Source organism: Haloterrigena turkmenica DSM 5511 (genome assembly GCF_000025325.1).
GTDB classification, from domain to species: domain Archaea; phylum Halobacteriota; class Halobacteria; order Halobacteriales; family Natrialbaceae; genus Haloterrigena; species Haloterrigena turkmenica.
On record NC_013743.1, the window covers coordinates 3,848,272 to 3,866,610 of the forward strand.

Annotated in this window: 19 protein-coding genes and 1 tRNA gene; 8 read left to right on the plus strand and 12 right to left on the minus strand. The window is 66.5% G+C overall.

Going from position 1 to position 18,339, the window contains the following annotated elements; translation table 11 throughout:
- Positions 1 to 4: 4 nt before the first annotated feature.
- Complete coding sequence (locus HTUR_RS18400) at positions 5 to 439, minus strand: universal stress protein (protein ID WP_148225355.1); 435 nt, start codon at positions 437 to 439, stop codon at positions 5 to 7.
- Positions 440 to 636: 197 nt separating this feature from the next.
- Positions 637 to 1,884 carry a magnesium transporter gene (locus HTUR_RS18405; protein ID WP_012944843.1) on the minus strand — a complete coding sequence of 416 codons (1,248 nt, stop codon included), beginning with the start codon at positions 1,882 to 1,884 and terminating at the stop codon, positions 637 to 639.
- Between the two features lie 148 nt (positions 1,885 to 2,032).
- Between HTUR_RS18405 and HTUR_RS18410 the strand changes: the two genes are divergently transcribed.
- On the plus strand, positions 2,033 to 4,408 hold the full coding sequence (locus HTUR_RS18410; protein WP_012944844.1) for an ATP-dependent DNA helicase: 2,376 nt from the start codon (positions 2,033 to 2,035) through the stop codon (positions 4,406 to 4,408).
- The gene (gene cgi121 / locus HTUR_RS18415; RefSeq protein WP_012944845.1) at positions 4,408 to 4,944 is read left to right on the plus strand and encodes a KEOPS complex subunit Cgi121; all 537 of its coding nucleotides are present in this window, start codon (positions 4,408 to 4,410) and stop codon (positions 4,942 to 4,944) included. The genes HTUR_RS18410 and cgi121 overlap by 1 nt, the downstream gene beginning before the upstream one ends.
- Positions 4,945 to 4,989: 45 nt before the next feature.
- Here cgi121 and HTUR_RS18420 read toward each other — a convergent pair whose 3' ends face one another.
- On the minus strand, positions 4,990 to 5,817 hold the full coding sequence (locus HTUR_RS18420; RefSeq protein ID WP_012944846.1) for an iron-sulfur cluster assembly protein: 828 nt from the start codon (positions 5,815 to 5,817) through the stop codon (positions 4,990 to 4,992).
- Positions 5,817 to 6,881 carry an amidohydrolase family protein gene (locus HTUR_RS18425; RefSeq protein ID WP_049941932.1) on the minus strand — a complete coding sequence of 355 codons (1,065 nt, stop codon included), beginning with the start codon at positions 6,879 to 6,881 and terminating at the stop codon, positions 5,817 to 5,819. The genes HTUR_RS18420 and HTUR_RS18425 overlap by 1 nt, the downstream gene beginning before the upstream one ends.
- A gap of 186 nt (positions 6,882 to 7,067) precedes the next feature.
- Here HTUR_RS18425 and HTUR_RS18430 point away from each other — a divergent pair, with 186 nt between their 5' ends.
- On the plus strand, positions 7,068 to 8,111 hold the full coding sequence (locus HTUR_RS18430) for an NAD(P)-dependent alcohol dehydrogenase (protein ID WP_012944848.1): 1,044 nt from the start codon (positions 7,068 to 7,070) through the stop codon (positions 8,109 to 8,111).
- Between the two features lie 193 nt (positions 8,112 to 8,304).
- On the opposite strand, the gene HTUR_RS18435 is transcribed toward HTUR_RS18430, so the two are convergent.
- Positions 8,305 to 8,514: a hypothetical protein gene (locus HTUR_RS18435; protein ID WP_049941805.1), complete on the minus strand. Its 210-nt coding sequence runs from the start codon at positions 8,512 to 8,514 to the stop codon at positions 8,305 to 8,307.
- A 160-nt stretch (positions 8,515 to 8,674) separates the two neighbouring features.
- Between HTUR_RS18435 and HTUR_RS18440 the strand changes: the two genes are divergently transcribed.
- The gene (locus HTUR_RS18440; RefSeq protein ID WP_012944850.1) at positions 8,675 to 10,048 is read left to right on the plus strand and encodes an oxidoreductase; all 1,374 of its coding nucleotides are present in this window, start codon (positions 8,675 to 8,677) and stop codon (positions 10,046 to 10,048) included.
- Position 10,049: 1 nt separating this feature from the next.
- Here the strand turns inward: HTUR_RS18440 and HTUR_RS18445 are convergent, their stop codons facing one another.
- From HTUR_RS18445 to HTUR_RS18455, 3 genes are all read right to left on the minus strand, one after another.
- Entirely contained in the window at positions 10,050 to 10,763 is a 714-nt protein-coding gene (locus HTUR_RS18445; protein ID WP_012944851.1) for a rhodanese-like domain-containing protein, read from the minus strand.
- Between the two features lie 129 nt (positions 10,764 to 10,892).
- Positions 10,893 to 10,965, minus strand: a tRNA-Gln gene (locus HTUR_RS18450).
- 67 nt (positions 10,966 to 11,032) lie between these two features.
- Positions 11,033 to 11,509 carry an HNH endonuclease gene (locus HTUR_RS18455; protein WP_226377462.1) on the minus strand — a complete coding sequence of 159 codons (477 nt, stop codon included), beginning with the start codon at positions 11,507 to 11,509 and terminating at the stop codon, positions 11,033 to 11,035.
- Between the two features lie 206 nt (positions 11,510 to 11,715).
- Here HTUR_RS18455 and HTUR_RS18460 point away from each other — a divergent pair, with 206 nt between their 5' ends.
- From HTUR_RS18460 to cysE, 3 genes are all read left to right on the plus strand, one after another.
- Positions 11,716 to 12,306, plus strand: coding sequence for an IMP cyclohydrolase (locus tag HTUR_RS18460; RefSeq protein ID WP_012944853.1), 591 nt, complete (start codon positions 11,716 to 11,718; stop codon positions 12,304 to 12,306).
- 352 nt (positions 12,307 to 12,658) lie between these two features.
- The gene (locus tag HTUR_RS18465; protein WP_012944854.1) at positions 12,659 to 13,327 is read left to right on the plus strand and encodes a metallophosphoesterase family protein; all 669 of its coding nucleotides are present in this window, start codon (positions 12,659 to 12,661) and stop codon (positions 13,325 to 13,327) included.
- Between the two features lie 216 nt (positions 13,328 to 13,543).
- Positions 13,544 to 14,053 (plus strand): serine O-acetyltransferase, encoded by a 510-nt coding sequence (gene cysE, locus HTUR_RS18470; protein WP_012944855.1) that lies wholly within the window; start codon positions 13,544 to 13,546, stop codon positions 14,051 to 14,053.
- Between the two features lie 55 nt (positions 14,054 to 14,108).
- Here the strand turns inward: cysE and HTUR_RS18475 are convergent, their stop codons facing one another.
- Together HTUR_RS18475 and HTUR_RS18480 are read right to left on the minus strand one after the other, a co-directional pair.
- The gene (locus HTUR_RS18475) at positions 14,109 to 14,480 is read right to left on the minus strand and encodes a hypothetical protein (protein ID WP_012944856.1); all 372 of its coding nucleotides are present in this window, start codon (positions 14,478 to 14,480) and stop codon (positions 14,109 to 14,111) included.
- 262 nt (positions 14,481 to 14,742) lie between these two features.
- Positions 14,743 to 16,137, minus strand: a complete 1,395-nt coding sequence (locus tag HTUR_RS18480; RefSeq protein WP_012944857.1) for a phosphoglucomutase/phosphomannomutase family protein — start codon at positions 16,135 to 16,137, stop codon at positions 14,743 to 14,745.
- Between the two features lie 152 nt (positions 16,138 to 16,289).
- Between HTUR_RS18480 and HTUR_RS18485 the strand changes: the two genes are divergently transcribed.
- Positions 16,290 to 16,889 carry an NADPH-dependent FMN reductase gene (locus HTUR_RS18485; RefSeq protein ID WP_012944858.1) on the plus strand — a complete coding sequence of 200 codons (600 nt, stop codon included), beginning with the start codon at positions 16,290 to 16,292 and terminating at the stop codon, positions 16,887 to 16,889.
- Between the two features lie 45 nt (positions 16,890 to 16,934).
- Here HTUR_RS18485 and HTUR_RS18490 read toward each other — a convergent pair whose 3' ends face one another.
- Together HTUR_RS18490 and HTUR_RS18495 are read right to left on the minus strand one after the other, a co-directional pair.
- Positions 16,935 to 17,888, minus strand: coding sequence for a hypothetical protein (locus HTUR_RS18490; RefSeq protein ID WP_012944859.1), 954 nt, complete (start codon positions 17,886 to 17,888; stop codon positions 16,935 to 16,937).
- Positions 17,889 to 18,035: 147 nt separating this feature from the next.
- Positions 18,036 to 18,290, minus strand: coding sequence for a GIY-YIG nuclease family protein (locus HTUR_RS18495; RefSeq protein WP_012944860.1), 255 nt, complete (start codon positions 18,288 to 18,290; stop codon positions 18,036 to 18,038).
- Positions 18,291 to 18,339 lie beyond the last annotated feature (49 nt).

Consider the following 18,339-nt stretch of genomic DNA (forward strand, 5'->3'; position numbering starts at 1 on the left):
TATCTCAGTCGAGAACCGTCACCGGATGCGCGGTGCGTTCGACGACGGTCGCAGCGATTCCGCGACCGAGAAACCGCCGGACGAAGCCGCTCGTCTCGGTTCCGTGGCCGTACATGACGACGTGATCGACGCTGGCCTCGCTCGCGTACTGTGGGATGACGTTTCCGGGCCGCCCGTCGGCGGTCTCGACCCGAACCCGCGCCGTCGCGGTCGGTTCCACGACCGACTCGAGCAGATCGATCGCGCTCGCTCGCGCCTGGGCGGTTCGCTCCTCGCTTCGCTCGAGGACGCCGCCCTCGCTGAGCGGCGCGCCGAGCGGCGTCACGACCGCCAGGAGGACGACCTCGGCGTCGGGGAACGTCTCGAGGGCGTAGGTCAGCGCCTCGTCCTCCCGCGGGCGGCCGAGCGTGGGGACGAGGACGCGGTCGGGGTCGATCATACGAGTGCGTTCGGTCGCCACGGCCATCGATCTATCGCCGGTAGTGTCGCCGACCGATCGCGGGAGGGCGGGCGACTCGACGGTCGACACTCGGTTACCGTCCCCGAGTCGATCGACACGCTCGAGTCGCTCGCCGGCTACTCGAGTCGGCTGATCGTACGAAAAGTGATGCCGTCGAAACGGTGGTGGGACCTCCCTCAGAGGACCGCTTGCGCCAGCCCGAGGAAAATGAAGAAGCCGAGGACGTCGGTCATCGTCGTGATAAAGATCGTCGCCGACGTCGCCGGGTCCTTGCCGATCTTGTCGAGAATCAGCGGGATGATCGTCCCGAAGAAGCCGGCGATGACGAGGTTCAACACCATCGACACGCCCAGCACGAGCCCTAGGAGGGGACTCTGATTGAACACCGACGCGATGATCGCGACGAGAACACCGGTAATGAGGCCGTTCGCGGCGCCGGCGATGATCTCGTTGACGACGGCCCGACCGCCGGTCGACAGCGAGATCTGGTCGAGAGCGATCCCGCGGACGGTGACGGCCATCGACTGCGTGCCGGCGTTCCCGCCCATCCCGGCGACGACTGGCATATAGACCGCCAGGAGCGTGAACGCCGCGATCGTGTCCTCGAAGAAGCCGACGGCGCCGGCCGCCAGGAACGCCGTCCCGAGGTTGATGATCAGCCACTTGTACCGGTACCGCACCTTCGAGAACGGGCCGTCGAGGATGCTCTCTTCCTCCTGGACGCCCGTGAACTCGTAGAGCGTCTCGGTCGCCTCCTCCTCGACGACGCGGAGGAGGTCCTCGGCGTAGATGACGCCCATCACGGAACCGTCGTCGTCGAGCACGGCAACCGAGCTCTCGGGGTGCTGGCGGAACACGTCGATGACGTCCTCGTCGGGCGTGTCGTACGCGACCGCGGGCGTCTCGAGAACGTGCTCGCTGAGCTCCACCGGTCCGTCGTCGGCCATCGCCAGCACCTGTCCGGGAAGTTCGCCCACGAACTCCCCGTCGTCGGTGACGAAGATAGTCGGAATCCGGCCGGTCCGGGCCTCGTGGCGCTGGACGCGGCTCGAGATTTCCCCGAGACCGCGATCGACGTCGACGGTGACGTAGTCGAGGTGCATCAGGCCGGCGGCGCTCTCGGAACTGAATCCGAGGAGGTACTCGACGCGCTCCCGGCGGTCCTCGTCGAGTCGACGGAGCACCGCGGACCGGGTGTCTTCGTCCGCCAGTGCGACGATGTCAGTGACTTCGTCGGGGTCGAGCCGCCGGACGAACTCCCGCAACTGGTCGGGGTCCATGTCCTCGACGAGCGACTGCCGGACCGTCTCCGGGAGGAGGAAGAACACCTCCCGCTGTCGCCTTCGCGACAGCCGCCGGAACTTCGCGGCCGGCGTCGACGACGTCGCAATCGCCTGCTGGACGTCCGTTAGCTGTTCGGCCATACGTCGAGGACCTTCACGCCGTCCTAAACGGTTGGGGTAGCGGATAGAAATCGGACGACGGTGTGGCGCCGGCTCCCTGAGAAACTCCGCTCGCGAGCAGCGGTGCTGAGACGATACTTTAAACCGCGGGACGCGCCAAGGACGGACAATGAATCTCGAGGAGCTGACGGGGCTCCCGCCCGGCGCGACCGACCACTTCCGGGGGGAGGGAATCGAGGAACTCTACCCGCCCCAGGCCGACGCCGTCGAGGCCGGCGCGACCGACGGGGAGAACCTCGTCGCGGCCGTCCCGACCGCCAGCGGGAAGACGATGATCGCCGCGCTGTCGATGCTGTCGGCGGTCCAGCGCGGCGGAAAGGCGCTCTACATCGTCCCCCTGCGAGCGCTCGCCAGCGAGAAAAAGGAGGAGTTCGAGGCCTACGAGGAGTTCGGCGTGACGACGGGGGTCACGACCGGGAACTACGAGAGCACCGACGACTGGCTGGCGACGAAGGACATCATCGTCGCCACCAGCGAGAAGGTCGACTCGCTGGTGCGCAACGGCGCCGACTGGCTCTCCGAGCTGACCTGCGTCGTCAGCGACGAGGTCCACCTCATCGACGACCGCAACCGCGGGCCGACGCTCGAGGTCACCCTCGCGAAACTCCGCCGGTTGAACCCGGGGATGCAGGTCGTCGCGCTCTCGGCGACCGTCGGCAACGCCGACGAAATCGCCGACTGGCTCGACGCCTCCCTCGTGGATACCGACTGGCGGCCGATCGACCTCCAGATGGGCGTTCACTACGGTAACGCCCTGAACTTCGACGACGGCTCGACCCGCGAGGTCCCCGTCGAGGGATCGGAGAAACAGGAGGCCGCGCTCGTCCGCGACATCCTCCGGGAGGGGGGCTCTTCGCTGGTCTTCGTCAACTCCCGGCGCAACGCGGAGGGCGCCGCCAAGCGACTCGGACAGGTCTCGAGTCGCGAGATCACTGAGGACGAACGCGCCGAACTGGCCGAACTCGCCGACGACATTCGAGACGACAGCGACACCGAGACCAGCGCGGACCTGGCCGACTGCGTCGAGCGCGGCGCGGCCTTCCACCACGCCGGGCTCTCGAGCACCCAGCGCTCGCTCGTCGAGGACGCCTTCCGCGACCGCCTGCTGAAGGTGATCTCGGCGACGCCGACGCTCGCCGCCGGCGTGAACACGCCCGCCCGACGGGTCATCGTCCGCGACTGGCGGCGCTTCGACCCCAGCGCGGGCGGGATGGCCCCGCTGGACGTCCTCGAGGTCCACCAGATGATGGGCCGCGCGGGTCGACCGGGCCTCGACCCCTACGGCGAGGCCGTCCTGCTCGCGAAGAGCCACGACGAGAGCGAGGAGCTGTTCGACCGGTACATCTGGGCCGACCCCGAGCCGGTGCGCTCGAAGCTGGCGGCCGAACCCGCCCTCCGGACCCACGTGCTCGCGACCATCGCCTCCGGCTTCGCCCGCACGCGCGGTGGACTGCTCGAGTTCCTTGAGGCCACCCTCTATGCGAGCCAGTCGAGCGAGGCGGGCCGGCTCGAGTCGGTGACCGACGACGTGCTGGACTACCTCGAGCGGAACGATTTCATAGAACGGAGCCGAGACGACGAGGCCGAAGACAGCGGCGAAGACGATGGCCCGTTCACCTCCGCCGCCGACCTCGCCGAACAGCAAGCAGCGAAGCGCGAGGAGACCCTCGAGGCGACCAGCCTCGGCCACACCGTCTCGCGGCTCTACCTCGATCCGATGAGCGCCGCCGAGATCGTCCACGGCTTAGAGCGGGCCGACGAGCGCCCGACCGCGCTCGGCCTCTACCAGCTGGTCTCGCGGACGCCGGACATGTACGAACTCTACCTGCGTTCGGGCGAGGACGAGAAGTTCGGCGAACTCTTCTACGAACGCGAGACCGAACTGCTCGGCGACGCCCCAAGCGAGTACGAGGAGGACCGTTTCGAGGACTGGCTGGCCGCGCTGAAGACGGGTAAGCTGCTCGAGGACTGGGCCGACGAAACGGACGAGGAGACGATCACGGACCGGTACAAGATCGGCCCCGGCGATCTCCGCGGGAAGGTCGACACCGCCGAGTGGCTGCTCGGCGCCGCCGAGTCGCTGGCCGCGGAAATCGATAGCGAGTGGACCGTCGCAGTTCGCGAGGCCCGCGCCCGCGTCGAACACGGCGTCGGCGAGGAACTGCTCGAACTCGTCAGCGTCGGCGGAGTGGGTCGCAAGCGCGCTCGCCGGCTCTACGATGCGGGTATCGAGGAGCCTGCGGACCTCCGGAGCGCCGACAAAGGCATCGTGCTGAGCGTCCTCAAGGGCGAAAAGACGGCCGAGAACATCCTCGAGAACGCCGGTCGCGAAGATCCGTCGATGGACGGCGTCGAACCGGCCGACGGGGGGCCAGCCGTCGGAGCGGCGACGAACGGCTCGAGCGGAGGCAGCGAAACGGACGAAACGGGTCGGGCGGATGCGGCCGAATCCGACGATAGCCAGTCCAGTTTGGGTGATTTCTGATGGAGCTACTCGAGTGTACCCTCGCGATCGACGACCTCGACGAATTCGTCGCCGACCTTGGTGCGATCGGCGACCGACACGGCGTGACGGTACAGGCCTTCGACGCCCGCTACGTCGCCGACCGTGCCCACCTCGAGCGGGCCGTCGAACTCGCCGACCGCGCGATCTCCCGCGGCGAGAACGTCGCCCGTGATCGGGCCGTCGAGATCCTGCTCTACGCCGCCGGCCGCCGCCAGATCGACCGCGCCCTCGAGATGGGCGTCGACGAGAGCGAGACCGAGGCCGTGGTCCTCGTTGACAAGGATTCCACCGGAAACGAAGGGGTTCGCGGCGACGGTAACGCCGACGAAGCGACCGCCCTCGAGGCCGTCGCCGATCTCGCGGCCGTCGTCGCGACCGAACCGACCCTGGAGGAGCCCGACGAGGAGACGCTCCACTCGTTCTTCGAGATCACCGACGCCGAACGGGCAGCGACCGACGCCTCGCTGTCGGCGCTGGTTCGGGAGCGGGTGGCCTTGCTCGAGGTCGAGAAATAAGCGCGCGTCGCAGGCGGGAATCACCCGCGAGCCGCGCGTCAGCCGTCAGTCGTCGGCCGGTTCCTCGAGACGGCCCTCTCTGGCCTCGCGAAGCCCGTCGCAGATCCCGCCCTGACTCGACATGTTGACCTGCGCGAGTCTGCCCCGCTGATGGACGAGGTCGAACGAGTCGGGATCGATCGGCTCGCCCTCCGGCGTCCGGAACAGGCGGTCGTCCGGCGCCGAGACGAGATCGGTCTCGCGGGCTTTCTCGAGGTAGCGCTCGATTGGGGCGGATGGAACGGCAACGGCGAACGCGCGCTCGCGGACGTAGACGGCGACGGTCTCGTCCGCGTCCTCGCTCTCGCCGACGGACCTCTCGTTTCCGTCTTCCGTCGACTCGAGCCCATCGAGGTCCCGGAGCCTGAGACCGACGATCGCCTCCCCGTCGAGACCGGCCTCGAGCAGCGTCTCGACCGCGTCGTACTGGCGGGCCACCCGGGCCTTCTCGTCGAGTTCCGCGCGGACCGCCGCGACGTCGCCGTCGGCGTTCGGGAACGCCTCGGCGAACGACAGCCCTTCGTTGACGCTGCGGTTGATCTCCGCTTCGTGCATGTGTTCGTGAAGCGTGATCCGCGCATCGTCGACCGTCGGCAGGGACTCGATCTCGTCGCGGGCGTCGACGGTCATCATCCACGCGAACGCCGGCGAGCACCACGCCGTCGGGAGCGTGAGGTCGACGCCGACGCGATCGCCGTCGATCTCGATCCGATCGACGTACTCGAGTTCGACGATCGAGCGATCCAGTTCCGGATCGGTGACGCGGTCCAGTCGGTCGCGGACGGCCGTCCGCGAGGGCGCGGACGTCGAACCGTCGGATTCGGTCCCGGTCATCAGTCGTCGGCCGCCGCGGGTTCCTCGCTGGCGTAGTGGTCCCCGAGACCGAACTCCTGACTGATCTCGTCGTCTCGGAACTCCCGGCGCTTCGTCTCGATGTCGATGTCGTAGAGGTCGGCGATGTTTTCGCCCATCACCTTCTTCTTGGTCTCCGTATCCCACTCGACGCCGTACTCGGCGCGGTGTTCCTGGGTGAGTTCGGCTTCGATGACCTCCTCGACGAGCCAGTCGGGGTTCCACAGCGCGTAATCCGAGCCGAACAGCACGCGGTCCTCACCGAGCCACCAGAGGAGTTCGGACATGATCTCGGAGAACTTGCCCGGCCGGTTCTGGGCGAACGGCGCAGCGACCGCGAGCCCCCCGTAGACGTTGTTCTCCTGAGCGGCGATCCAGCAGAAGTCGTCGAGTCGGGGCAAGCCGACGTGCTCGACGACGAAGTTGAGTTCTGGGAACGACGAGGCCGCGTCGTCGATGTCGGCCACGTCGAACGCGTCGCGGTTCAGCGGCCGGATGGTCGGCCCCTTGTGTGCGTGGATGTTCTCGATTCCGAGTTCCTGACACTTCTCGAGGAATCGGAAGGCCTCCTCGTCGTCGAGTCGCCATCCCTTCGATTCGCCGCGCCACTCGGCGGTGTAGAGCTTGACGCCGGGAATATCGTACTTCTCGTGGAGTTCCTCGAGGTACTCGAGGCCCTCCTCACCGTCGCGAGGATCGAAGGTGCCGTTGAGCACGAACCGTTCGGGGTGTTCGGTCGCGAGTTCGGCGTTCTGTTCGGTCGTGTTGAAGCCGTCCTCGTAGAAGTCGGTGAGGTACGTCGGCTGGAAGATCGCCATGTCCGCGGCGGCGTTGCCGAACAGATCCTCGACCATTCGGTCGGCGCCGTACTTTCGATACTCGTCAATGCTCCACTGCCGGTCTTCCGGGGTGAACGTCGTGTGATAGTCGTAGAAACACTGGATGAACTCCTCCCCACCGTCGTGTTTGATGTTCTCCTCCGTGGCGTCCCACAGGTGGACGTGCCCGTCGATGACGAAGATCTCCTCCCCGTTGTGCTGGTACATGGCACAGTGCACGTCGTTATCACACCACATTACTCTTTTTCAGACACGATCGAATTACGCTCTCACACCAGTATTCATCGGCTGAATAATCTCTCTTCGAAGTAAATATCAATTCCCGAATACTCACGCAGAACGATACGCGTGGGGAATGTTATCACTGATGCCGGTGAACTGTGACGCTGTTCCATGCAAGCAGCCAGACTCCACGAGTACACCGACGAGATGAGCGAGGCGCTGCGGGTCGAGGAGATCGACCGACCCGACCTCGAGCGATCCGACCAGATACTGGTCGAAGTCGAGGGCGCGGGCTGGTGCCAGACGGACAACCACATCATCGAGGGGATGTGGGCCGACTACGCACCACAGGACCTACCGATGACGCTTGGTCACGAGAACGCCGGTTTCGTCACCGAGACCGGCGAGGAGGTGACGCTGGTCGAGGAGGGCGATCCGGTGATCTGTCACCCCGTCCAGACGTGTGGCATCTGTCGGCCCTGTCGGCTCGGTGAGGACATGTACTGCGAGAACAGCGCGTTCAACGGGCTCACCACCGACGGCGGCTTCGCCGAGTACCTGCAGACCAACGAGCGCGCGGTGATCCCGCTGCCCGACGGCGTCGATCCGACCGAGATCGCCCCGCACGCCGACGCGGGGATCACGGCCTACCACGCAGTCAAGAAGGCCGTCGACGAACTGAACCCCGGCGACACCTGCGTCGTCGTCGGCGTCGGCGGCCTCGGCCACATCGGCCTCCAGTGTCTCGAGGCGATGAGCGCCGCCGACATCGTCGCCGCCGACATCAAGGACGAGGCCCTCGAGCTGGCCGAGGACCTGGGCGCTCGCCACACCGTCAACTCCGCCGAGGAGGACCTCGCGGACGCGATCGGGGAGCTGACCGACGACGAGGGGGCCCAGCAGGTGATCGACTTCGTCGGGAGCGACGAGACGACCGGACTCGCGGCCGACGTCGTCGCCGCCGGCGGCGACCACCACATCGTCGGCTACGGCGGCCACATCCACGAACCCAGCCAGGCACTGGTCGACGGCGAGTTCTCGTTCCGTGGGACGCTGGTCGGCAAGTACGCCGAACTCCAGGAACTCGTCGCCCTCGTCGACCGCGGCGACGTCGAACTGCGAACCGAACGCCACGATCTCGACGAAATCAACACGGTCGCCGAACGACTCGAGCACAACGAGATCGAAGGTCGAGCGGTGATCCAGCCGCCGTGAGCCGCTCGGTCGTCGCGGACACCTCTCGGAACGGAGCCTCCCGGCGGCGTCCACCGAACGGACACCGTCGAACCGTCCGTCCGACGGCGATCCGATCATCGCGTTCGTCGATAAAAATAGCGCCGCGGAGCGTGTTCGACGATCGATACCCCGGACCGACAGTCGTTCGGACGGTTCGGCTCCTCGCGTCCGTTCAGAGGATGGGTCGCGACCACTCCTCCTCGTGCTCGCGCCGTTCGAGTCGAGCGCCCCGTCCGCACTCGGGACAACTGTACTGCCGGAACTCGATCTCCTGGCCGACGACCGGAACGGTCCTCATGGTCCCGGCGCCCCTGAACTCCATCTCGATTTCACAGCCCGAACAGGTGGGCGGCTCCGTGATTTGCTCGTTCTCGGCGGCCATCACCACCACCATTCTGTGTTAACACCTACCACGAAATAGGCGTTCGCACCGTCAGTATTTCGAACCAGTCACGCCGAAACCGAGCCGCCGTCTGCCGGTCCCTCGAGAGTCGAACCGTCGGCGTCGCTACCCTCTTGTGGAATCGCCTGATATCACCTCCATGGCCACCCTCGAGGATCCCATCGAGATCGGCGGCGTCACGATTCCCAACCGGCTCTATCGCGCGCCGCTGCTCGAGTGTGCCGGCAACGGTCCCGACGCCGTCGACGCGCTGATCGACGACCTCGAGCCGGCCGCCGAGTCGGGTGTCGGCCTCATCTGTCAGGGAGCGACGATCGTCCGCGGCGACGGCGGCTGTGCCGCGCCGGGGATGACCCGCGTCCACGATCCCGACTTCGTCTCGCGACTCGAGCGGTTGACCGACCGGATCCACGACCACGGGGGTCGAATCTTCGTGCAACTCGAGCACGGCGGCCTGCGGAGCATGGAGACCTGGCACGCCGAGTACCGTCGCGAGCATCCCGGCCTCGAGCAGCTCGCCGTCTCGCGGCCACCGTGGCAGTTGCGGCTGCTCGACCGACTCGGCTTTCTCTCGTACGATCCGCACGTCCTCTCGACCGACGAGGTGTACGACCTCGCGGTCGATTTCGGGCGGGCGGCGGCGTCCGCGGTCGACGCCGGCTACGACGGCATCCACCTCGCGGGAGCCAACATGGGGATCGTCCAACAGTTCCTCTCGCCGTTCTACAACCGGCGCGACGACGAGTTCGGCGGCTCTCCGGAGGCGCGACTCGAGTTCCTCGCGGTCGTCCACGACGAGATCCGCGACCGGGCCGGGGACGTGCCCCTGATGACCAAAGTACCGGCGGAGACGCCCGCGCCGCCCGCACCCGTCGTTCGCCGGAAGCTGTCGCTCGAGGACGGCGTCGAAATCGCCCGCCGACTCGAGCGGATCGGCTACGACGCGGTCGTCCCGGTGCAGACGTCGGTCGTCTGGGACATGAGCATCGTCCGCGGAGAGTATCCGGAGCGGGCGTGGACCAACGAGGGACTGCAGGCGGAGTACGACGCGGCGTTCGGCGGCGCGACGCGAAAGCGACTCGTCTCGGTCGCGAACCGGGTCCAGTCGCTGCAGTACGACTTCGAACCCGCATGGAACGCGGACTTCTGTCGGCGCGTTCGCGAGCAGGTGTCGATCCCCGTGCTGGCAGAGGGCGGTATTCGCGAGCGAGCGGAGATGGATCGACTGTTGGGGGACTCGAGCAGTGAGTCGTTCGGTGAGGACGAGCCGCCGGCCTGCGACATGGTCGGCATGGCCCGGCCCTTCTACGCCGAGCCACGGCTGGGGGCGCGGCTGCTCGAGAGCGAGACCGACGGCGAAGAGGGCGAACGGACGCGCGTCCTCTGTGAGAGCTGTAACAACTGTACCGTTCCGCAGGTGACTGGCGCGCCCGGCATCTGTCGGACGCCGGACGTGCTTCGCAAGCGCGGGGAACTCGAGCGTGAGGGGGCGTACGAACGGCCGGAATCGTAACTTATCCGGAGACAGTGCCGTTCGTCAGTTCCTTGAGGGTTCCCTCGACCGTGTAATCGGGGGTCTCGACTCTGAACTTCGCGTCCGTCGACCCCGAATAGTATAACTGAATCGTGTACGAGCCGTCATCCTGGATCGGCGCGATCTCGCTGCGATCCTCCTCGAGTTGCTTGAGGGAGACCATCTCGCCGGCGTACTCGGAATCGGTCGTCCCGTTGATTTCGTACTTTTGCCATTCGGCGTCGACGGCCGACCCCTCGAGCGGATAGCCGCCGTTGATCCACCCGCGGAGCCCCTCGTCGATCGCGTACGCGTGTTCGTACCCCGCGTCGATCAGGGACGCGGCCCGCTGGGACGATAGGTGGTGTGGACACTGGCAGTAGGTGACGATCCGGGTGTCTTTCGACCACTCCTTGACCGGGTCGTCGTCAACGCTGCCCGCGTCTTCCGCCGGCGAGAAAATGGCACCTTTGATCCGGGCTTCGTCGTACTGGGCCCGACCGCGCGCGTCGGCGAACCGTGCCTCGTCGTTTTTGTACCACTCGTAGGCGTCCTCGACCGGGACGAGCGGAACGTCAACGCCGCTGGGCGTCGAGTACAGTTCGTAGTCGAATTCATTGGCCGCCGTCGCATCGTTGCCACCGTCACCGAGACAGCCCGCAACCAGGCCGACCGTCGTCGCCCCACTAACGGCGAGGAACGTACGTCGATTCATAGTCGACTTCTAGTGGGGAGGGAGAGATAGGGCTTCTGGTGGCCGAACGGCGCTCACGGACCCCTTCGTTTCGGGTGGAAATCGCCAGCAGTGACTGGGGAGGTACTCGAGTCGAAAAAACGGAAGGAGTAGTCCATCCTGGATTCGAACCAGGGTCGAAGCCCCCAGAAGGCTTCAGGATTGGCCACTACCCCAATGGACTGATATGTCTCCGTTGGTGTCCGCTTCCAACGGCGTATCATACGATAGTCGGCACCCGTATTAGAGTGTTACGAACTCAGATGATCGGTGTAGTGCGAGTCGTAGTGCTCCTTCCGATGACAATTAGCACAGAGAACGAGACACTTCTCGATCTCATTCTCAATTCTATCCTTCGAATACCCACAGGATATCATCTTCCCGACAGCCATCTCCTTTTCATCTTCGTTTAGATGGTGGAAGTCCAAGCACCTGGGATCGCCCTTGTCACAGCGGTTACAACCCTGCTCTTGCTTATAGTCGTACACCCACGCCCGGTGTCTCGCTTGTCGGTCGAGGGACCGTTCCGTATTCCAGTCGGTGTTTCGATAGTGCCACCGCTGGTCCACAGAGAGTTCATCCCACGACGTTCCCTCGGGAAGTTCGATGTCGTCCGGCTTCGGACCGACTCGAGACCCCCTCGAGTGCGACGTCTCGAGCCCCGCCTTCTCCTTCGCGTCGTTCCAGCCGCCACACGTCCGAATGATCGTCGCGGACGCCGGCGTCAATCCCAACTCCTCGTACTGGGCTGGGCCTTCGTCGGCGACTCCCCGAGTCGCTGGGCGGCTTCGCGTAGCGCCTCGAGGCACTCTGCCTCCGTAGTCACACCGCGGTTGGCCGCCCGATATCGGATAAACTCTCGGACGATACCGGCGCGACTCTGCCACGAATTAGAACCGACACCCCTTTTTCCCGGTCGCGCGCACGCTCGAGTATGTACGTCGGACGATTCGTCGTCGTCGGCCCCGAAGGAGGCGCCTACCGCGTCTCCTCGAGATCGTTCCCGAACCGCGAGCTCACCGCTCGAGACGAGGCTCTGACCGTGGGTCCCACCGAGGACGCCCCGGAGACGGACAACCCCTACGTCTCGTACAACTGCCTGCGCGTCGTCGAGACGCCGACCGTCGAGACGGTTGCCTTCGGCAACGGCTCGCACGTCGATCCGATCGCAGAGAAACTCGAGTTGGGCTACCCCGCTCGCGACGCCCTCGCGGAGAGCCTGCTGGCGCTGGACTACGAGAAAGACGACTACGACACGCCCCGCATCGCGGCGACGATCGGGGCGGACGGCGAGGCGCTGATCGGAACGGTCCGGAAGGACGCGCTGCTCGTCGAGACCGTCGACGAGCCGACGCTGGTCGCGACCTACGAGAAGAACGCCCCCGAGCCGATCGACTTCGAGGCCGAGAGCGCCGACGCGGCCGCGAGCGAAGCGTACGACCTCGAGTTCGAACACGCCGTCTGTGCGGCCGGCGTCGTCCGCACCGACGACGGCTTCGAGACGGCGATCGAGAACGGCGACTAATTAGTTCCTCGAGACCCACGAAGGTGGACCACAGAAACCGGGTCGTTTGGAACCGGTGTTGTGGAGGCACTACGCGAACTGATTATCGAAGCTGAAAGTAGCGGCGTCGATCGGTGGCGTTCTGCTATCGTGGCGGCGAGGAATAGCCGCTCCCTCCCCAACCGATTCGCTCACTCCTGACGGTCGTTCGCTCATCCCTCGCACGGTGTCGGCGCCCGTCCTCGAGATCACTCGGACGGGCGCCAGCGTGCGCCACCGCACGAAATTACCCCGCCTGCTGGAATGAGGATCGTCTTGCACCCGCGGAGCGCTCGGCAAACCTACAAACCCCTCGCACCAGTTACCTTCGAGCATGAAGGTCGGACTCATCTCGGACGTCCACAGCAACCGGGTCGCCCTCGAGGCCGTCCTCGAGGACATGCCCGCAGTCGACGAACTCCTGTGTGCCGGCGACGTGGTCGGCTACAACCCGTGGCCGGCAGAGTGCGTCGACGAACTCCGCGAGCGGGACGTGCCGACGGTGATGGGGAACCACGACGCCGCGGTCGCCGGCGACGCGCCGTTTCGCTTCAACGGGATGGCGCGGGCGGGCGTCGAACACGCGAGAAACCGACTCGACGACGACCAACTGGCGTGGCTCGAGTCCCTGCCCGCCGAGCGCCTCGAGTGCGACGGACGGGTGAAACTCGTCCACGGCCACCCGGACGATCCGGACCGGTACACCCGCTATACGTACCCGGACGAGTTCTCGCCGCGGCTGCTCGGCGACGAAGACGTCCTCGTGCTCGGCCACACCCACGTTCAGGGCGTCGAGAAGTTCGCTGAGGGGATCGTCGTCAACCCGGGCAGCGTCGGCCAGCCCCGCGACGGTGACCCGCGAGCGGGCTACGCCGTCGTCGACCTCGACGCGCTGACCGTCGAGACCCACCGCCTCGAGTACGATATCGAGGCCGTCCAGAACGCGGTCACGGACGCTGGACTCCCCGAACGGATCGGCCGACGACTCGCGCGCGGGAAGTGACGGCCTCGGGTCGCGCCAGACCGCGCCGAAACGAACCCTTTTAGGCGCCCTCGGCGGTATGCCCGAATATGGTAGCCACCGGCCACACCGGGCGTACCGACAGGGAGTATCCTCGTCGCGACAGTGGCCGGTGTTGCTGTCGGCTACATTCTCGCGGGAAATCGCGCCGACAGCGTCGGGTTTCGAGCGCGCCGGCCGCGGGCAACCGGGTGAGCGATGTTCCGACGGATTCGTGAGGACGTCCAGGCGATGGCCGCCCGCGACCCCGCGGCGACGGGCCGACTCGAGGTCCTGCTGTGTTATCCGGGTCTCCACGCCGTCTGGGCGCACCTGCTGCTCCACCGGCTCTGGACCGCCGGCTTCCAGTTGACCGCGCGGCTGTTGTCCAACGTCGTCCGCCTGCTGACCGGCGTCGAGATCCATCCGGGCGCGACGGTCGGAAAGCGGGTGACGATCGACCACGGCATGGGCGTCGTGATCGGCGAGACGGCCGACATCGGCGACGACGTCCACCTGTACCACGGCGTCACGCTCGGCGGTGACACGAACGAGCCGGTCAAGCGCCACCCGACCGTCGAAGAGGGCGCTCAGATCGGTGCGAACGCGACGCTACTGGGCGATATCACGGTCGGCGAGGACGCCGCCGTCGGCGCTGGCTCGGTCGTCACGGACGACGTCGAACCCGGTGCGACGGTCGTCGGCATCCCGGCGGAGCGAGTCGACTGAGCGACGTTGCGAACGGGAGAAACGGAGCGCGGACCGATCGAGCCGTTCGACTCTCTTACTGCTGGTCGCTGCTTACCACGCCGTCCGAGCCCGCCGGCTCCTCCGACGACGGAACACCCTCCTCAGTCTCGGCGTCGCTGGCGGACTCACCGGGCGCCTCCTCGCTCAGCGTCTCGTCGGGAGCAGACCGGTAGCCAAGCTCGAGGTGGAGTTTCGCCGTGCAGTCGACGGCCTCCTCGTCGCGTTCGGTCTCGTCCTCCTGTTGGTCCATGTAGCCGTTACAGCGGCCGTGTTTGACGACGTTCATCAGCGACGCCGCGGAGCCACACTCCGGACAGTCGATGTAGTAGTTGCCCTCGTCGCTCTGGTGCCACGCGTCGGGCGTGAGTTCCATGTACGTGGCGTCCTCGTGATCGCGTTGGCTCATAGGCGTACAGAACGGACCGACGCGGGTAAAGAAGGGCCCGGAGAGCGCAACCCGGGAGCGGATCGTCGGTAGAGACGCCGGAGAACCGGCTCGACCGTTTCACTGGCGTCGGCAATACGCCGCCCCTCTCCGTGGGCCGTCGTCTCCATACGGGATCTCGATATCGGTCGTGCGGTTACTCGTGTGACCGAAGATCTGACGGCTACCGCCGTCGACGAAATGATTCAGTACGCGGCGAATAGCGAACGCGGTAGACGTCTTCTTATACCAGCGGCTCGACCAGTTTCTCGCCGGCCTCGAGCAACTCACTCACCCGCTGCTCGTCCTCGGCTTCGGCGTAGACCCGCAGGACGGGCTCGGTCCCGCTGGGGCGGATCAGCAGCCACGAGCCGTCGGCGAGCTGGAGTTTGAAGCCGTCGGCGGTGTTGACGCCGTCGACGGCGGTTCCCGCCACGTCCTCGGGGATCTCCGCCTCGAGGTCCTCGAGCACGCGGGTCTTCTCCTCGTCGGGACAGGCGACGCTGATCTTGTCCTGGACGACGGTGCCGTGTTCGGAGAGGAGTCGATCGACCCGCTCGTCTAACGGCTCCTCGGCGTGCATCGCGGCCGCCAGCAGTGCCATCAGGACGCCGTCCTTCTCGCGGACGTGACCGCGAACGGTGAACCCGCCGGACTCCTCGCCGCCGACGAGAGCGTCGTGTTCGCCCATCGCCTCGGCGACCCACTTGAAGCCGACCGGGACCTCGTGGACCGATTCGCCGTGGGCCTCGGCGACGCGGTCGATCAGGAACGTCGTGGAGACGGTCCGGATGACCGACCCCGCGTCGTTCTCGAGCAGGTAGTCGTATAGCGCGGCGAAGAAGAGGTTCTCGTCGAGATACCCCCGTTCGGGGGTGACGATGGCGATCCGATCGGCGTCCCCGTCGTTGGCGACCCCGAGGTCGGGACCGGCGTCGTCGTCGGTGACCAGGTCGATCAGCGTCTCCAGGTTCTCCGGAGCCGGTTCGGGCGCGCCGCCGCCGAACTCGGGGTCGCGCTCACAACGCAGGCACTCGAGCGAGGCGCCGGCCCGCTCGAGGAGGGCGTCGGTCGTCCCGCGGCCGCTGCCGTGCATGGCGTCGTAGGCGACGGTCAGCCCCGAGAGGTCGGTGCTGCCCGTGATCTCCTCGACTAACTCGAGAGCGGCGTCGGCGTGGGGGGTAACCAGATCGACCTCCTCGACGGTGCCGTGCTCGTCTTCCGGGAGCGGATCGGGTTCGGCGAGTCGATCCGCGATGGCGTCGGTCACCTCGGGAAGCGCCGGCGCGCCGTCTTTGGGAATGAACTTCACGCCGTTGTACTCCGGCGGGTTGTGCGAGGCGGTGATGGCGAACCCGCCGATCAGGTCGCGCTCGACGATCGCGTGGGCGATCAGCGGCGTCGGCCGGTCGCGATCGGGCATCACGACGTCGAACCCGTTCACGCACAGCACGCGCGCCAGTTCTTCGGCAAATCCACGGGAGGTCTCGCGGGCGTCGTAGCCGACCGCGACCGTTCCCTCGAGTCCCTCGTCGGTCAGATACGTTGCGACCGCCTGTCCGACCATCCGGACCCGCGGCGTCGTGAACTCGTCGAGCGTCGCCCGCCAGCCGTCGGTGCCGAAGCTGATCGACTCCATATGCGTGCGTCTACGTCGGCAGCGAAAAAAGCGACGCCATTCCGCGGCACGCGATCGGGGGCGGGTGGCCGTTCCCGGCGCAGTCGGACCGACTTGCGACGACTGGTGGGTTCCGGCACTGGTGTTTTCCGCCAGCCGGTCGTAGGGCCGGTATGAGTCAGACGCCCTCCGTCGTCGCCGTCAGCGGCAGTCTCCGCGACGAGAGCTACACCCGAACGGCGCTGCAGTACGTATTACGGGCCGCCGCCGACGCCGGCGCCGAGACGACGCTGCTCGACCTCCGGGAGTCCGATCTCCCCGTCTACGATCCCGACCGCGACCTCGAGGACCAGGGCGACGCCGCGGCCGCGACGCGACTCGTTCGCGAGGCCGACGCCGTCGCCCTTGGAACGCCGGTCTACCACGGCTCCTACTCGGGGGCGCTAAAGAACTTCCACGACTACTGCGGATTCGATGAGTACGAGGAGACGACGGTCGGTCTGCTGGCGACCGCCGGCGGCGGCAGCTACGGCTCGACGCTGGACCATCTTCGAATCACCGTTCGTGGCGTCCACGGCTGGGTCCTTCCCCACCAGGTCGGCCTCCGCGACGCCTCGGGGAAGTTCGAGGCCGATCCCGAGGCCATCGACGGCCGTCGGTTCCGCGATCCGGGCCTGCAGGATCGAGTGGAAAAACTCGGTCGGAACCTCGTCGAGTACGCCTTCATCGACCCCAGCGTCACGTCGGCACAGTCCGCAGCGGGCGACGACTGACGACCGACGACGAACGCTGACCGTCGACCCGACGCAACGCCGCGCTCAGACGTCGACGGCGTCGAGTCGCTGTTCGAACAGCCGCTCGCCGGTCTCGTCGCAAGTCACGGCGAAGACCTCGTGTGAGGTACAGCAGGACTCGACCGTCTCCTCGCTCATGCTGATCTCGCCGCCGGTCGGACACGTCTCGAGGAACATCCGGAGCCCGTTGAGGATCTGGCCCTTCAGTTCGGGATCGTGAGCCTCCCAGTCGTCGGTCCACTCCGCCAGCGCGCGGCTGGCGCCGACGTCGGCGAGCAGCGCGGCCCGCGACGGCCAGCGGCCGGCCATGCCCCGCTCGGACCGGAGGACGTGGACGTCGTCGCGGGCGTCGAGTTCGAACGCATCGGCGTCGGCGTCGAACCCGAACGCGTCGACGACGTCCGCGACCTCGAGGCTCGACTCCTCGCCGGCCTCGATCGCCTCGAGCCAGGCGGACTCGAACGCGTCGGTGAGACAGAGGTCGTCCTCCTCGGCGCAGGGCTCCAAGACCTCATGCTCGAGGAAGTACGTCTCGAGGTCGGCAACGGGCTGGTCGTCGTCGGGATCGACAGAGTCGGTCGTTCCCGCTTCGGCGCTCGATTCAGCGGAGACGTCAGCCGTCTCAGAGAGCTGCTCGTCGTCAGTAGCGTCAGTGGTCTCAGCACCGGACGCGTTTCCCGCAGCGTCGGCGCCGAGCCCGCTGGCGAGCTCCGGTTCGGGTTCCTTGCCGAACCAGCGGAGCACTTCCGGCGGGAGGTACCGCTTGGTCAGCGTCGGCGTTCCGGGGACGAGATACCCCCGGAGGTAGATGAGCGCGATCGAGACTCCGACCGCGAGCGCGCCGCCGAGCCTTGATTTGCGCGCGATCAGCGATCCGACCGCGGCGGCGATAGCCAGGTTCAGTATCGTACACGGCTCGCACCGATTCTCGCCGGTGTACGCCGGCTGTCTGAGGTCGTCGACGATCTCGAGTTCCATTTCGTTCCCATAACGGGATGCCGATAGTATCTATTTTTCGGGACGTCCAACGAGAGAATACTAACACGAGTGCGTCCGGTTTCCGTCACCTCCGCTCGAGAGGCGACGAGAGCATGCCCGAACTCGAGGAGAGTGGACTCGAGACCCTCACTCGAGGCTGACGAGCCGTTCCTTCTCTGAACGGGACAGCTGTTTGATCTCGTACTCCCGGGACATGGCGGCCGATCGCGACTCGTAGCGCTCGTGGTAGCGTAGTTCCACGGGCGTGCGCCCGCGTGTGTACTTCGCGCCCTCGCCGGCGTCGTGTTCGGCGACCCGCCGCTCTAAGTCCGTCGTATAGCCGGTATACAGCGACCCGTCGGCACACTCGAGGACATAGACGACGTGATCGGCCTCGGTCATGAGCGATCGATCGAAACGGGGCGTAAAAAGCGTCACGCTACAGGGGGCG

What these genes read in the sequence shown, in the direction of transcription:
- HTUR_RS18400 (WP_148225355.1), bottom strand. Translation starts at nt 439, where the DNA reads ATGATCGACCCCGACCGCGTCCTCGTCCCCACGCTCGGCCGCCCGCGG.
- HTUR_RS18405 (WP_012944843.1), bottom strand. Translation starts at nt 1,884, where the DNA reads ATGGCCGAACAGCTAACGGACGTCCAGCAGGCGATTGCGACGTCGTCG.
- HTUR_RS18410 (WP_012944844.1), top strand. Translation starts at nt 2,033, where the DNA reads ATGAATCTCGAGGAGCTGACGGGGCTCCCGCCCGGCGCGACCGACCAC.
- cgi121 (WP_012944845.1), top strand. Translation starts at nt 4,408, where the DNA reads ATGGAGCTACTCGAGTGTACCCTCGCGATCGACGACCTCGACGAATTC.
- HTUR_RS18420 (WP_012944846.1), bottom strand. Translation starts at nt 5,817, where the DNA reads ATGACCGGGACCGAATCCGACGGTTCGACGTCCGCGCCCTCGCGGACG.
- HTUR_RS18425 (WP_049941932.1), bottom strand. Translation starts at nt 6,881, where the DNA reads ATGTACCAGCACAACGGGGAGGAGATCTTCGTCATCGACGGGCACGTC.
- HTUR_RS18430 (WP_012944848.1), top strand. Translation starts at nt 7,068, where the DNA reads ATGCAAGCAGCCAGACTCCACGAGTACACCGACGAGATGAGCGAGGCG.
- HTUR_RS18435 (WP_049941805.1), bottom strand. Translation starts at nt 8,514, where the DNA reads ATGGCCGCCGAGAACGAGCAAATCACGGAGCCGCCCACCTGTTCGGGC.
- HTUR_RS18440 (WP_012944850.1), top strand. Translation starts at nt 8,675, where the DNA reads ATGGCCACCCTCGAGGATCCCATCGAGATCGGCGGCGTCACGATTCCC.
- HTUR_RS18445 (WP_012944851.1), bottom strand. Translation starts at nt 10,763, where the DNA reads ATGAATCGACGTACGTTCCTCGCCGTTAGTGGGGCGACGACGGTCGGC.
- HTUR_RS18460 (WP_012944853.1), top strand. Translation starts at nt 11,716, where the DNA reads ATGTACGTCGGACGATTCGTCGTCGTCGGCCCCGAAGGAGGCGCCTAC.
- HTUR_RS18465 (WP_012944854.1), top strand. Translation starts at nt 12,659, where the DNA reads ATGAAGGTCGGACTCATCTCGGACGTCCACAGCAACCGGGTCGCCCTC.
- cysE (WP_012944855.1), top strand. Translation starts at nt 13,544, where the DNA reads ATGTTCCGACGGATTCGTGAGGACGTCCAGGCGATGGCCGCCCGCGAC.
- HTUR_RS18475 (WP_012944856.1), bottom strand. Translation starts at nt 14,480, where the DNA reads ATGAGCCAACGCGATCACGAGGACGCCACGTACATGGAACTCACGCCC.
- HTUR_RS18480 (WP_012944857.1), bottom strand. Translation starts at nt 16,137, where the DNA reads ATGGAGTCGATCAGCTTCGGCACCGACGGCTGGCGGGCGACGCTCGAC.
- HTUR_RS18485 (WP_012944858.1), top strand. Translation starts at nt 16,290, where the DNA reads ATGAGTCAGACGCCCTCCGTCGTCGCCGTCAGCGGCAGTCTCCGCGAC.
- HTUR_RS18490 (WP_012944859.1), bottom strand. Translation starts at nt 17,888, where the DNA reads ATGGAACTCGAGATCGTCGACGACCTCAGACAGCCGGCGTACACCGGC.
- HTUR_RS18495 (WP_012944860.1), bottom strand. Translation starts at nt 18,290, where the DNA reads ATGACCGAGGCCGATCACGTCGTCTATGTCCTCGAGTGTGCCGACGGG.